Annotated in this window: 12 protein-coding genes and 1 riboswitch; of the genes, 2 read left to right on the top strand and 10 right to left on the bottom strand. The window is 60.7% G+C overall.

Annotated features, from left to right (window positions below):
• Positions 1 to 462 carry a VOC family protein gene (locus AC1ECK_RS23565; protein WP_480323292.1) on the bottom strand — a complete coding sequence of 154 codons (462 nt, stop codon included), beginning with the start codon at positions 460 to 462 and terminating at the stop codon, positions 1 to 3.
• A 221-nt stretch (positions 463 to 683) separates the two neighbouring features.
• Between AC1ECK_RS23565 and AC1ECK_RS23570 the strand changes: the two genes are divergently transcribed.
• Complete coding sequence (locus tag AC1ECK_RS23570) at positions 684 to 1448, top strand: bestrophin-like domain (RefSeq protein WP_480323294.1); 765 nt, start codon at positions 684 to 686, stop codon at positions 1446 to 1448.
• A gap of 106 nt (positions 1449 to 1554) precedes the next feature.
• Here the strand turns inward: AC1ECK_RS23570 and AC1ECK_RS23575 are convergent, their stop codons facing one another.
• Together AC1ECK_RS23575 and AC1ECK_RS23580 are read right to left on the bottom strand one after the other, a co-directional pair.
• Positions 1555 to 3114: a methyl-accepting chemotaxis protein gene (locus AC1ECK_RS23575; protein WP_480323296.1), complete on the bottom strand. Its 1560-nt coding sequence runs from the start codon at positions 3112 to 3114 to the stop codon at positions 1555 to 1557.
• Positions 3115 to 3413: 299 nt separating this feature from the next.
• Complete coding sequence (locus AC1ECK_RS23580; RefSeq protein ID WP_480323298.1) at positions 3414 to 3902, bottom strand: GFA family protein; 489 nt, start codon at positions 3900 to 3902, stop codon at positions 3414 to 3416.
• A 265-nt stretch (positions 3903 to 4167) separates the two neighbouring features.
• Here AC1ECK_RS23580 and AC1ECK_RS23585 point away from each other — a divergent pair, with 265 nt between their 5' ends.
• Positions 4168 to 5001: a class I SAM-dependent methyltransferase gene (locus AC1ECK_RS23585; protein ID WP_480323300.1), complete on the top strand. Its 834-nt coding sequence runs from the start codon at positions 4168 to 4170 to the stop codon at positions 4999 to 5001.
• Between the two features lie 83 nt (positions 5002 to 5084).
• On the opposite strand, the gene pip is transcribed toward AC1ECK_RS23585, so the two are convergent.
• The 7 genes from pip to AC1ECK_RS23620 form a co-directional block, all read right to left on the bottom strand.
• A complete protein-coding gene (pip, locus tag AC1ECK_RS23590) occupies positions 5085 to 6017 on the bottom strand; it encodes a prolyl aminopeptidase (RefSeq protein ID WP_480323302.1) in 933 nt (310 codons plus the stop codon).
• A gap of 155 nt (positions 6018 to 6172) precedes the next feature.
• A complete protein-coding gene (locus tag AC1ECK_RS23595; RefSeq protein WP_480323304.1) occupies positions 6173 to 6544 on the bottom strand; it encodes a VOC family protein in 372 nt (123 codons plus the stop codon).
• A gap of 207 nt (positions 6545 to 6751) precedes the next feature.
• Positions 6752 to 8617: a M3 family metallopeptidase gene (locus AC1ECK_RS23600; protein WP_480323306.1), complete on the bottom strand. Its 1866-nt coding sequence runs from the start codon at positions 8615 to 8617 to the stop codon at positions 6752 to 6754.
• 166 nt (positions 8618 to 8783) lie between these two features.
• Positions 8784 to 10169 (bottom strand): cysteine--tRNA ligase, encoded by a 1386-nt coding sequence (gene cysS, locus AC1ECK_RS23605; protein ID WP_480323308.1) that lies wholly within the window; start codon positions 10167 to 10169, stop codon positions 8784 to 8786.
• Between the two features lie 235 nt (positions 10170 to 10404).
• The gene (locus AC1ECK_RS23610) at positions 10405 to 11271 is read right to left on the bottom strand and encodes a tetrahydrofolate dehydrogenase/cyclohydrolase catalytic domain-containing protein (protein ID WP_480323310.1); all 867 of its coding nucleotides are present in this window, start codon (positions 11269 to 11271) and stop codon (positions 10405 to 10407) included.
• Between the two features lie 175 nt (positions 11272 to 11446).
• Positions 11447 to 11529, bottom strand: a riboswitch (ZMP/ZTP riboswitch).
• 67 nt (positions 11530 to 11596) lie between these two features.
• Positions 11597 to 11746 (bottom strand): hypothetical protein, encoded by a 150-nt coding sequence (locus AC1ECK_RS23615; RefSeq protein ID WP_480323312.1) that lies wholly within the window; start codon positions 11744 to 11746, stop codon positions 11597 to 11599.
• 86 nt (positions 11747 to 11832) lie between these two features.
• Positions 11833 to 12294 (bottom strand): ASCH domain-containing protein, encoded by a 462-nt coding sequence (locus AC1ECK_RS23620; protein ID WP_480323314.1) that lies wholly within the window; start codon positions 12292 to 12294, stop codon positions 11833 to 11835.
• Positions 12295 to 12312: the final 18 nt, after the last annotated feature.

Genomic DNA, 12312 nt, shown 5'->3' on the forward strand with positions numbered 1-12312 from the left:
TCACACCCATCCGTCGATCTTCAGGCCGGTGAGTTGCTCGGCCTCTTCGCGTGACACCTCGCGCACAGTCTGGCCGAAACTCCAGGCGTGTCCCTCGGGATCACGCGCGACGTAGACGCGGTCGCCATAGAACTGGTCCGCCGGTTCACGCGTGATCACCGCGCCGGCAGCGCGGGCGCGCTCGCAATGCGCGTCGATACCGTCGTCCAGTTGTACGTGTACCGACTGCGTGTTCTTGCCGCCGATCGACTGCGGACTCGCCATGTCTTCGGCCCATGCACGGCAGACCATGAGATAGCCGTTGCCGAAGCGCATTTCCGAATGGGCAAGCTGGCCGTCGCTGTCCGTGACGACAAACTGGCGCTTGAAGCCGAAGGCTTTTTCAAGCCAATCCAGCGCAGCAAACGGGTCGAGGTAATACACCGCGGCGCCCAGTGACGGACGAGGGAATGCGTCGCTCATGGCAGGCTCCTTTTGCACACCGTTGGGTTGATATTCCACACTATAGTTAAGCAAAATAGGTTTTGAACGCGAAGACGCAATATGGCAGAGGATCCCGGCTTACAATCCCGGGCCATCACAGTGGTCTGTTAACCATACGTCACTCGCGATGCCGAACACGTGCAGCATCTGGCGTGAACAGGCATAGACCAAAGTCATTCAGCCTGCAGGGGCCTTCAAGAATGGAACAACTCGTCACTCACTCCATAACCCTCCTCCTGGTCTCGATGGTCCTTATGTCGTTAGCCGCATGGTTCGGCGCCGCCATACTGAGACGCAGCAAACCGCTCGCCAGCGATGCCCGCGAAGACTTCGGCATAGTCCAGTCCGCGACGTTGACACTGCTGGCGCTTGTCATCGGTTTCAGCCTTTCCATGGCGGTGGGGCGCTATGACCAGCGCAAGAACTACGAAGAAGAGGAAGCTAACGCGATCGGGACGGAATTCGTCAGAGTGGAGCTCCTGCCTGGCGACGCAGCAAAAAGCCTACGACCGCTCCTCGAGCAATATCTGAACCAGCGCATTCAGTTCTATCAGGTTCGCGACCCGGTGCGGCTTACCGCAATCAATGCAACCACGGCCCAACTTCAAACGGACATGTGGGGTGTCGTAAGAACCGGAGCGACCGCGCAACCGAACCCCGTCACCGCGTTGGCCGTCTCGGGAATGAACGACGTGATCAACACGCAGGGATATACCCAGGCGGCGCTGTGGAACCGTATCCCTCCGGCCGCATGGGCATTGTTGATCTTGATCGGATTGTTCTGCAATGTGCTGGTTGGCTACGGATCACGCAGCGCGACTGCGACGCGACGCCTCCTCCTGGTCATGCCATTGGTCGTATCGCTATCCCTCATGCTTATCGCGGACATCGATAGCCCACGGAACGGCATCATTCGCGTGACACCGCAAAACCTCATAAGCGTGGCGCAATCACTTTCTAAATAAAGAAGCGAGATGTGGTCGCGCTCGGGGAGACGAACGCCGAGGAGTCGGTCACCGTCTCATGCTGGTACGCAAGAAGGCATGAAGCGCATCGCTATCAGGCACATCGTCAGACAGCCTCGCCTTGCAGCCTGAACACGTTGACGACGTCGCGTAGCATCTGCGCCTGTTCCTGCATGGATTGCGCCGCGGCAGCCGCTTCTTCGACCATCGCGGCGTTTTGCTGCGTGGTCTCGTCCATCTGCGCAATCGCGATGTTGACCTGCTCGATGCCGCGGCTTTGTTCCTCGGAGGCCGCCGAGATTTCGCTGATGATGTCGGTGACGCGCTTCACTGCATCAACGAGCGAATGCATCGTGCCACCCGCTTTTTCGACCAGCGCCTTACCGTCGTCGACCCGCTCGACCGAGTCCTCGATCAGGCTCTTGATCTCCTTCGCCGCGTCCGAACTGCGGCGCGCGAGATTGCGCACTTCGCCCGCTACCACCGCAAAGCCGCGCCCATCCTCGCCGGCACGCGCCGCTTCGACGGCCGCGTTCAACGCAAGAATGTTGGTCTGAAACGCGATGCTCTCGATTACGGCGATGATATCGACGACGCGCGCCGAACTCGCCGCGATGTTCTGCATGTTCGCGACCACCTGCTGGACGACCTCGCCGCCTTCGCCCGCGAGCTTCGACGCGCTGCGCGCCATCTGGTTTGCCTGCAATGCGTTGTCGGCGTTCTGCTTCACGGTCGCAGTCAGTTGCTCCATGCTCGCTGCGGTTTCGCCGAGCGACGACGCCTGCTCCTCGGTACGCGCCGACAGATCGAGATTGCCCGCTGCGATCTGCTCTGCCGCGACAGTGATCGTCTCAGTACCGCCGCGAATGCGCCGGATCGCGTCAGCCAAACGGCTCTGCATGCGCTGCATCGCGAACAGCATGCTTTGCTGATCGTCGCCACCTAGCGCAACAGGACGCGACAGATCACCGTCCGCGATGGTTTCCGCCACACGCGCAGCGTAAGCCGGCTCGCCACCAAGGCTGCGTTTCACGTTGCGGATGATCAGCACGAGCGCGACTGTGCTGAAGCTCCCTGTCACGAGAATGGTGATCAGATAGCGCAGCAGATCGGCGCGGAATGCTTCGTTGATGTCGTTCACATAGACGCCTGAAATCAGGTACCAGTCCCACGCCTCGAAGCGTTTGACGAAGCTGATTTTCGGCACGTGTTCGCTTTTTCCGGGCAGCCTCGCCATATAGTCGACGAAGCCCTGTCCTTGCGACTGCGCGAGCTTGACCATGTCGACGAACAGTAGCTTGCCGTCGGTGTCCGTGTAGTGCGTGACGTCCTTGTTGCGCAGATCCGCGAGCGTCGGATGCATGATGACGACAGGCGTCGCCGTCGTGATAATCATGTAGCCATTGCCGGGATAGCGCATCACCGACAGTCGCACCATCGCCTGTTGCTTGGCCTGGTCGAGCGTCAGTTCATGCTGGTCGACGAGCTTCGCGTAGTCGGCCACGATGCCGTACGCACATTCGACTACGTTTTGCACTGCCGCCTTGCGCTCCGACAGCATCGTTATGTGCGATTGCCACGCTGCCCAGCCGCCGAGACCCAGCAGCCCAAGCCACGTAATCAATAATGCAAGCCACAGTTTGGTATTCAAGCTGAGTCGGTTCACGCCGTTTTCTCCATAGCCAAGCTCAGTGTTCAACCACACCGGCGTCGCGACGAGTATGCGGAGCGACAGCGGGTTGTCAGTGATTAACGGCGCGACGGCGTATTACCTGAGTCAGGAGACACCCGAACTGGGTGATTGCTGCGTCTGGCTATCGATTGGCTTTCAATGAGGGCGTAGCGTGAAGCCGGCAGGTTGTTAGCAATCTGCGAAGCGGGGGTCGAATGGTCTTGGCCGGACTGGGAAGTCTTGCGCCGGAGCCATTGGGCGCAAGCGTTTCGTCGAGAGATATCAACCCCGGGCTACTTCCGCGCCAACAGCGCAGCCCTCCGCTCAAGACTTTCCCGCGGCCAATATTCTGAAGCCTTGTAATACTCCTCCACGGCCGGCGCCCCCTCGGGCAGCACCACCCAAGGCTGTTTGGACGCGGTGAAGATATGAATATCCGGCGGGAAACGGTCCGGTTCATCGAGCGTGCCCACCCGCACAAAGCGCACCGCATCGCCGCCCCCGGCGTAGTTGCTCCACAGCGCTACGTGGCATGTCGGACAGCGGGAAATCTTCTGCCCCTTGCCGCTAAGCGACGGTGTGTCGATGCGTTCGACCTCGCCTTTCAATAGCTCCACCCGATCCGCTTCGATCATGGCGTTGAGCGCGAAGGAAGCACCGGTTTCCCGCTGGCACCAGCGGCAGTGGCAACAGTGAACGAACATCGGCCTCGAAGTCATGCGGTAACGCACCGCGCGGCACGTGCAGCCGCCTTCATAGAAGACCGTTGGGTCGGAAGCCATGTCGCACCTCTCATACAAAGAAGGACAACGCCGGTTGTCTCCTGCAGACCGATATTCCTGGTTCACCGCGTACGCGTCAAGGACCATGTGTCGCGTCTCGACAGATGACTGAAAGGCGTCGCGACCCACAAAGCCATCTGCGTACCTGGAAACGCTTCACATGTCTCACCACAATTGTCACGACGGTATTGGCGGCGGATAATCGCACGTCGCCCGGCTGAATCGTCTGCATCGACGACGCATAATTTATCAGGAGTCGCCACGCATGACCGCGCTTTCCCCTGTCGAAACGTATCTGCAAGACTTCCATCAGCGTCAGCCCGGTGCGACGAGCGCCGCGTTTGCCCAGCTTCGCGCCCGTTCCAGTGTTGCCGAATACGCGTCCTCTTACGCCGCGCTCGCTGCATGCGTTCCGGACTCGCAGGCGCCGATGACCGTGCTCGATCTCGCCTGCGGCGACGGCCATCTGCTCAAGCTGCTAGCCGATACGCAACGTCCTTCGTTGCAGTTGATTGGCGTCGACATGAGCCAAGGTGAGCTGGACGTTGCGCGAGCCGTGTTGCCGGCTGATGTCGTGCTATTGAAGGAACGCGCCCAGGCGCTAACCGTCGGGACCAGCAGCGTTGACTGTGTGCTTTCGCATATGGCCATGATGCTGATGGACGACATCGAGCAGGTGATCGCAGAAATCCGGCGCGTACTTCGTCCTCAAGGACAATTCGCGACCGTCATCGGACGAACGTTTTTGCTCGGCGAGGCGAATGACGTACTGCTCAAAGTACTGCTGCCGATTCTCAAAGAGGATGCATCGGCGCTTCGGTTCGGTGACGCGCGGACCCGCACCGAAGCCGGGTGGATCGAGCTGCTCGCACGTGATTTTAAGGATCCGCAATTTGAAGACCTGGATCTGGCTTGGGAGCCGCTTCCCCATGAACTATGGGACTCGCTCACCGAAACCTATGATATCGACCGTCTATCCGAGCCGGCCAAAGCGCGTCTGCGTGAACGCGTCCTTGACGCGCTATCCGGCCTGCAGCAAAGCGACGGCACCATTCGCACCGGGTGGGGTGTTCGGCTAATCCGCGCTCAAGCGAAGTAAGCGCTTCGATTCGCGTATGCGATGTCCGCTGCACCAACGCAGCGGACATCGTTCATCTGAAGCAGGTGCCGATACCGGCTCAACTAGCCTGCGAACCGGTCCGTTGCCGCGATCAATGCCTGCAAGATGCCCGGTTCGTTAAAGGCGTGCCCGGCATCCGGAATGATCTGGAAACTCGCCGTTGGCCAGGCCTTGGAGAGATCCCACGCGGTGCGGGCAGGCGTGGCCACGTCATAGCGGCCCTGAACGATCACACCAGGGATATCGGCGAGGCGATGCGCGTCGCGAATCAGTTGGCCTTCCTCGACGAAGCCGTCATTGACGAAGTAGTGGTTCTCGATCCGCGCGAAAGCGAGCGCGTAGTCGTCGTCGCCGAAATGCTGCTCCAGTTCAGGACTGGGCAACAACGTGATCGTGCGGCCCTCCCACAAACTCCACGCGCGGGCCGCTTGCCGTTTCGCGGCCTCATCGGTGCCGGTCAGGCGGCGCCGATAAGCGGCCATCAGGTCGCCGCGCTCTTCGACAGGAATCGGCGCGAGGAAGGTCTCCCAAAGATCCGGGAACAGCCACGACGCGCCTTCCTGGTAGTACCAGTGAAGTTCCGCACGACGCATCGTAAAGATGCCGCGCACGATCAGGGCGCTCACCCGCTGCGGGTGCGTCTCCGCGTAAGCGATGCCGAGCGCGCTGCCCCACGAACCGCCGAACACCAGCCATTGATCGACGCCGATCATCTCCCGCAGCCGTTCGATATCCGCCACCAGATCCCACGTGGTGTTGTTCTCGAGGCTGGCGTACGGCGTCGAACGACCGCAGCCGCGCTGATCGAACAGCAGGATGTTGTAACGCGCCGGGTCGAACAGGCGCCGGTGATCCGGGCCGCATCCGCCGCCCGGACCGCCGTGCAGAAATACCGCCGGCTTACCATTGGGATTGCCGCACAGCTCCCAGTACACCTGATGTCCGTCACCGGTGTCGAGAAATCCGTGCTTATAAGGTTCGATTGATGGGTACATGAGTCATTCCAAAGTGTGAGTGCCGAATTATCCGGCTCACGGTAGCGATCGTCGATGCCAACCGTTTTTCTCAAGATACATGCAGCGCCTGGAGCGTGCAACGGTGAGTAGCCGGTGCCGCGTTGCAGCGCGCTGCGTGGGGTGGAGCCGGCCGGCTAGTCCGCCTGGGAGAGTTGAAACACGTTTCCCTCAGGATCTTCCCCGTCGCACAGCAGATACGGAAAGCCATCGTAACGCTTCAGTTCGCGCATGGGGACGCCTGCCTCGACGAGTTGGTCGCGTAGCGCAGTCAATCCGGATGGAACCGAGAAGACCGTCTTCGCGTTCGAGTGGATGTGCGGAACCGCTGTCCCCCGATAGGGTTCGCCGACCCGATGGAGCGCAAGCTCGACTGCGCCGGCCTTGAATACGCCCCATTCGTCGGGAATCTCCTCGACGAGCGCGAACCCGAAATGGGTTTGATAGAACGCTTTCAGTCGCGCAACGTCCTGTACGTACAGGATCAGACGGCTCATGGAGATGAGCATGCTTTCCTCCAATTGCATAGTTCGATACGGGTCAAGTCCAAGCTCACAGCATAGACGAGCGGTACAGCATAATCCTCGGCCGCTGTGCCGCCGCCTGGCCGATGTGTTAAGCCAGCTCGACCCGCACCTGGAAAACGTCGGCGACGCTCCACTCGAATTGCCTTACCTGTCCTGCGTCGCAAAGGTCGCTTTGCGAACCTTCGACACTTAAGTGCGATCCCGCCAACTCTCCCCCTCGATCCACGCTTCAAACGCCGCGTACATCGCCGGCAGGGATACCTCGTTGGTAGCAACGCATTGCGCGCCATGAACGATCGAAATCGACGCATCGAGATCCCCCTCGGCTTCGAGCGGCACAGCGCTATCCATCCGCTCGAAGGCACCCTGCGCACGTTCCCACGCTTCCTGTGGCGCACGATTGCATTCCGCCGCGAGATAGGACGAAGTCAAACCCTCGCCCGTCAGACTCCGTAACGTTTGATCGAGCGTCAGACTGTTGCCGGATGCCCAGCAATGCTGCGCAAGCAGCGGGCCCACCGCGGGGTTGTCGACGATATAGCCGAGCGAGCGCGTCAAATAAGCACGCGTTTGCGACGCGGCCATTTTCGCCAACAAATAGCCCTGGTAGTAGACCGCCATGTCGTGATAGATGGGATGGGGCATACTCAGTACATAACCCGTGTGATGCGGGACGCCGAGAATACGTTGCGTGACCGAGCGCGCAAGCGCCAACACCGACTCCACCGTGCGCGCTTCATCCTCCATGCCATACAGCGCCCGTTCGAAATATGTCGGCACCAGGTCGCGTCGTTCGGTATGAGCGAGAAGAAGCTGGTTCGACTCGACCCGCGCACGGATCATCTCATCAGGCATCGGCTCGCCGGCAGCGTTGCGCGCGTATCGTCTGAGCCAGCAAGGATCGCTCGGCAACGCATCGAAAAACTTCGCCTGGGCTTCGAGGTAAGCGGGCGAGGTAGGCGCGAATATGTGCGAAAAGCAGGGCGAATTGAGCGCCACGTTCGAAAAATGCGCGGCGTGCCCCGCTTCGTGGAACAGCACGTTAAGCCCCTGCAGCCCGGCACCGGTTTGTCGCGGACGTGCGGTCGAGGTAAAGCGAACGTCGGCTGACACCCAACCGGCACTGTCGTCGCGATAGCTCGCCGTAGGCGGCACGCAAAAGCCGGTCGGAAACTTGCCGGGCCGGTCGAGCAAATCAATCTCGATCCGCGCGCCGCGATAAGACACGCCAAGACGCCGGAACGTTTCGGCCCAGCGCTCGAGCGCCTTGCCAAAGGGAAAGTATGCGTCCGCCTTTTGCGCTGCGTCGCCACGCATCCGGTACGGCAGATTCTGCGGCTGCAAGGCCTCCTCGCCATGTTCCTCGACAAGGCGCTTCAACGATGCGAAGTGCGCATCGCGCGTATTCCGCTCGAACTCATCGAAGACCTCGAAAAGCTGTTCGGGGCTCATACCGCTATATGTGCGCAGCCGGTAGTCAAAGAAGTCGCGATAGCCGAGTTCACGCGCGAGAGCATTGCGCCTGGCCACGATCTCGAGGAAGCCGTTTTCCAATACCCAACGTTCGAGCCCATGCAGCGCGTCATGCGAGCTTTTGCGCGAGGCTTCGTCCGGATTGCTTGCCAGGTTCGAACGCAGCACAGCCGGCGAAGCTTCCTCGCGGCGCCCCGATGCGCCGACATGATGCATCTTGTACGCCTGACGACGTGCAAACAGATCCGTGTCCATCCCGATCAACTCGGCCAGCAATGCAGCGGCACGCTCGCTGCCTATCGCGTTGCTTTCGAACGCCGCGACCCAACCGCGCAAGCCGGTCACGAGCACATCGCGCTCAGCCGAGGGCGCAGCGGCCTCGACCCTCGCCAGATGCTCGCGGCTTTGCGTGAGACGTTGCACGTCGGCGAGGAAGGTTCGGCGCGCGAGGCCGGCCGCACCCTGCGCGTCGTGATCGTCGCTCTGGCCGGTATGAGTCAACCAGAACAGATCCCATTCTTTTCGATGAATCTGCAGATAGTCCCGGTTGAGCTGGTCGAAGAAGGAGCGAGCGTTTTTCATGTGCGGGGCATAGTTGAAGACGTGGTTTTTTCCTGCCCGGAAGGGCCGCGCAAGCGGGCGCAGAGTTAGGTGTCGATCGTAGCGCACCCGGCATACAGTTGACTTGCCGAGCCGCGCCTTGACCATGCTCCGGGTGTTCAACGCACCAACGAACGCATCGCGCCCATCAAGTGGCCTGATCGATCGGACTCAGCCGCTGCCCACCCGCACTGTCCTCCACCTGCCAGCCCGCTGCCTTCAATTTCTCGCGTAAGAGATCGGCTTGCGCCCAGTCCTTAACGGCACGCGCCTTCTCGCGCAATTCCGCCAACGCCGCCACATTTGCCGGAATCTCAAACGCATCGACCTGCCAGCCGGCGAGCTGCAATCCGAGCACGCTATCGAACGCATCGACCGTTGCTCGACGCGTCGCCGCAGGCAGATCGCTTCTGACCAGCTCCCACACAACGGCCAGCGCACGCGGCAGATTCAGATCCTGATTTACCTCGGCGTTGAAGCGCGCCACGAAACCCACATCCGCTTCCCCGCCCGCTGGCCAGCTCGCATATGCTTTGCGCAGCCTGTCCAACGCCGCCTGTGCTGCTTCAAGCGCCTCGTGATTGAACCGCAGCTTGCTTCGGTAATGGGCGGTCAAGCAAAGATAGCGGTAAGCCAGTGGATCAATGCCGCGGTCGATCAAGCTCTGCAGACGCAGGAAGTCACCGCTCGATTTGGACATCTTCGCGGCATCCAGCGTCAGAAAGTGACCGTGCATCCAGAAGTTGGCCAGCCGCGTGCCGTAGCACGCCTGGGTCTGCGCGATCTCGTTGCTGTGATGCACGGCGATATGGTCTTCACCGCCGCAATGAATGTCGAACCAAGGGCTCAGGTATTTCGCCGACATCGCCGAGCACTCGATATGCCACCCTGGAAACCCGCGTCCCCAAGGGCTATCCCATTCCATCTGCCGGGTTGAGTCCGGCGGACTGAATTTCCACAGCGCGAAGTCCGTCGCGCGGCGCTTCTCGCCTAGCGCGACTCGCTTGCCGGCCTGCAAGCCAGCGTGATCGAGACGCGCAAGATAGCCGTAATCGTCCTGCTTACCGGTGTCGAAGTACACGCCGTCTGCTGTCTGGTATGTGTAGCCGTTGCGTTCCAGCTCAGCAATAAAAGCAATCTGTTCCGCAATATGGTCCGTCGCGCGGCACCACAGCGTGGGCTCCAGCAGATTGAGCGCCTGCCAGTCGGCCATGAAAGCACGCGTATAGCGTTCCGCAATCTCCCACGCCGAAGCGCCTGTCCGCCGGCTGCCCTTTTCCATCTTGTCTTCGCCCTCGTCGGCATCGGAGACGAGATGCCCGACGTCGGTGATGTTTAGGACGTGCCGCACATGGTAGCCGTTCAGTTCAAGCACGCGCCGCAGCACATCCTCGAACACGTACGTGCGCAGATTGCCGATATGCGCATGGTCGTACACCGTCGGTCCGCAGCAGTACAGGCCCACATGGTCGGGCTGCAACGGAGTGAACGGGCGCACGGTGCGCGACCAGGTGTCGTACAAGGCGAGAGGCATCGGCGGTTCCGGGTGATTGGGTGAGCGAAAAAACAAAAAGGCCACCGGTTCTGCAACGGGTGGCCATCAGGGACTTGCTCGAACGTGACGTAGATCGACGCGCTAGACGCAAGCTCCCTCTGGCAAGCTTTGACACCATGCGCGCATCAAGCGAACGAGGGGGAGGAAGGCGGCGATCATGAGGAAGATGCTAACGCGTGTATATTTTTTGGTCAATTGGTTATCGCGGCCCGTGCTAAGCGTGGCTTTGCATCGCAAGTTCAGCGGCGTCGACTGTCTGGGCGATCAGTGTGGCAATTGTCATCGGACCGACGCCGCCCGGTACGGGCGTCACCGCGGCGCAGCGGCTCGTCAGTCCTTCAAGGTCGATATCGCCAACGCCACCTGGATGATAGCCGGCGTCGATCACCACCGCGCCGTCGCTGATCCACTGGCTGGGAATGAACCTGGGCCTGCCCACCGCACCCACCACGATTTCGGCACGCCGCACCTCGGCCTCGAGATTGGCGGTCTTCGAATGACACAAGGTGACCGTCGCGTTCGCATTCGAGAGCATCAGCGCCATCGGCTTGCCGAGAATTGCGCTGCGTCCCACGACAACTGCCCGCTTGCCGGCTAGCGCGATCCGATAGTGCGCCAGCAACCGCATGATGCCGGTCGGCGTCGCGGGGCCGAATGCCGGTTCGCCCAGCGCCATCCGTCCAAAGCCGTGACTCGTTACGCCGTCCACATCCTTGCGCATTGAGATGCGGTCGAAACACTGACGCTCGTCGACCTGAGCGGGCACCGGGTGCTGCAGCAAGATGCCTTGAACGTCGGGATCGGCGTTGAGGCGGTCGATCGCGGCGAGCACATCCTGCGTGGTGCTGCTGGTGGGCAATTTGACGAGGCGCGAGTCCATGCCGACGCGACGGCATGCGTTGCCCTTCATCCGCACATAGGTGGCCGATGCAGGGTCGTCGCCCACCAGAATCGTGGCAAGAATTGGCGTGCGAGCGCCATTGCTGGTCTTGAGCGCGGCGACGCGCGCAGACAAGGCATGTTCGCCAAGCGCCGCAACAGCCTTGCCATCCAGCACGATGCATTGAAGATGATTAACCATGGCTTAGCTCCCGATCGTCACGGCATCATGGCCGCTACGCTGCAACGGGTAAGCAACACGGTGGAGCGATGCAGCGCCGCGCTGACGGCGGCGTGCTAACAATACGTATAAAACTGAGGGAAAAAGCGAAGGCGCGAGCATAAGGGCAGTCATCGGAAGTCTCCAAAGAGAACGATCAAGATGCCCAGGCGAACGGCGGTTTGGCCCCTACGCTTCCCGATGGTGATCCATCTTCTCTCGCCAGTCACGTAGGCCACCATGATAGCCCAAGATCGCGCTTGCATGATCTTGCCCTTCTCGACCACTCGTCATCTCGCGAACCGTTCTAACCCGCCAGGCAGTTGGGACGGTGGTTGCCAATCACCTGGAAGCGCTCAGCCACTGCCCAGTGACGCGCATGGAACTCGCTCTCGCCGCAAGGAATGCGGGTGTCGAATCCCGCTTGCATATTCCATTGGATGGCGAAGTGTTGCATCTGACGATTCCAGGCAGCGAGCGAAAGCAACGCGCTTTCGTTGCGTAGGTATCCGTCACTTCAGTTGCGTAAGACGTCAGGATAACTCACGACCACGCCTGCAAAACCTCGAAAGTCTCACATACGAGCGGCATGGTCTCATCGATCGTGCGGCCTATCTGTTCGCACTCGCGCAGGAAAAACTCCCAATGCGCCTTGCGCCACCAGGCCAGCGACAGATCGCCCTCGCCTTCGCTGGCGGCGAACTCCGCTGTCACTTCATTGAAGGGAACGATCTCGACACGCGTGATCCGCTGCAGCATGACAGGACGATCGAAGTAGTCGACCACGATGCCGATGTCCCCCACCGCCGGAATCGCCTCGCCTTCGAATTCCCAGGACCATAGCATGCTGCAGGTGCCGCGCTTCCTGCCCTGCAGCATCAACGCGATGAGTTCGGCCGAGAGCGCCTCGGAATCGCCGAAGCCAACGATTCTGCGGTTGCCCTCGGGAACCTGAATACCGCGCTGCGATAGTGTCTCGACGAGACTTTCGACAGTTGGACTCATAACGCTGGACTGGCATAC

It is taken from the genome of Paraburkholderia sp. SSBN10T (assembly GCF_056619545.1).

Excerpts from the sequence above, each read along its gene's own strand:
- AC1ECK_RS23565 (WP_480323292.1), bottom strand. The coding sequence starts at position 462 with ATGAGCGACGCATTCCCTCGTCCGTCACTGGGCGCCGCGGTGTATTAC.
- AC1ECK_RS23570 (WP_480323294.1), top strand. The coding sequence starts at position 684 with ATGGAACAACTCGTCACTCACTCCATAACCCTCCTCCTGGTCTCGATG.
- AC1ECK_RS23580 (WP_480323298.1), bottom strand. The coding sequence starts at position 3,902 with ATGGCTTCCGACCCAACGGTCTTCTATGAAGGCGGCTGCACGTGCCGC.
- AC1ECK_RS23585 (WP_480323300.1), top strand. The coding sequence starts at position 4,168 with ATGACCGCGCTTTCCCCTGTCGAAACGTATCTGCAAGACTTCCATCAG.
- pip (WP_480323302.1), bottom strand. The coding sequence starts at position 6,017 with ATGTACCCATCAATCGAACCTTATAAGCACGGATTTCTCGACACCGGT.
- AC1ECK_RS23595 (WP_480323304.1), bottom strand. The coding sequence starts at position 6,544 with ATGCTCATCTCCATGAGCCGTCTGATCCTGTACGTACAGGACGTTGCG.
- AC1ECK_RS23600 (WP_480323306.1), bottom strand. The coding sequence starts at position 8,617 with ATGAAAAACGCTCGCTCCTTCTTCGACCAGCTCAACCGGGACTATCTG.
- cysS (WP_480323308.1), bottom strand. The coding sequence starts at position 10,169 with ATGCCTCTCGCCTTGTACGACACCTGGTCGCGCACCGTGCGCCCGTTC.
- AC1ECK_RS23610 (WP_480323310.1), bottom strand. The coding sequence starts at position 11,271 with ATGGTTAATCATCTTCAATGCATCGTGCTGGATGGCAAGGCTGTTGCG.
- AC1ECK_RS23615 (WP_480323312.1), bottom strand. The coding sequence starts at position 11,746 with ATGCAACACTTCGCCATCCAATGGAATATGCAAGCGGGATTCGACACC.
- AC1ECK_RS23620 (WP_480323314.1), bottom strand. The coding sequence starts at position 12,294 with ATGAGTCCAACTGTCGAAAGTCTCGTCGAGACACTATCGCAGCGCGGT.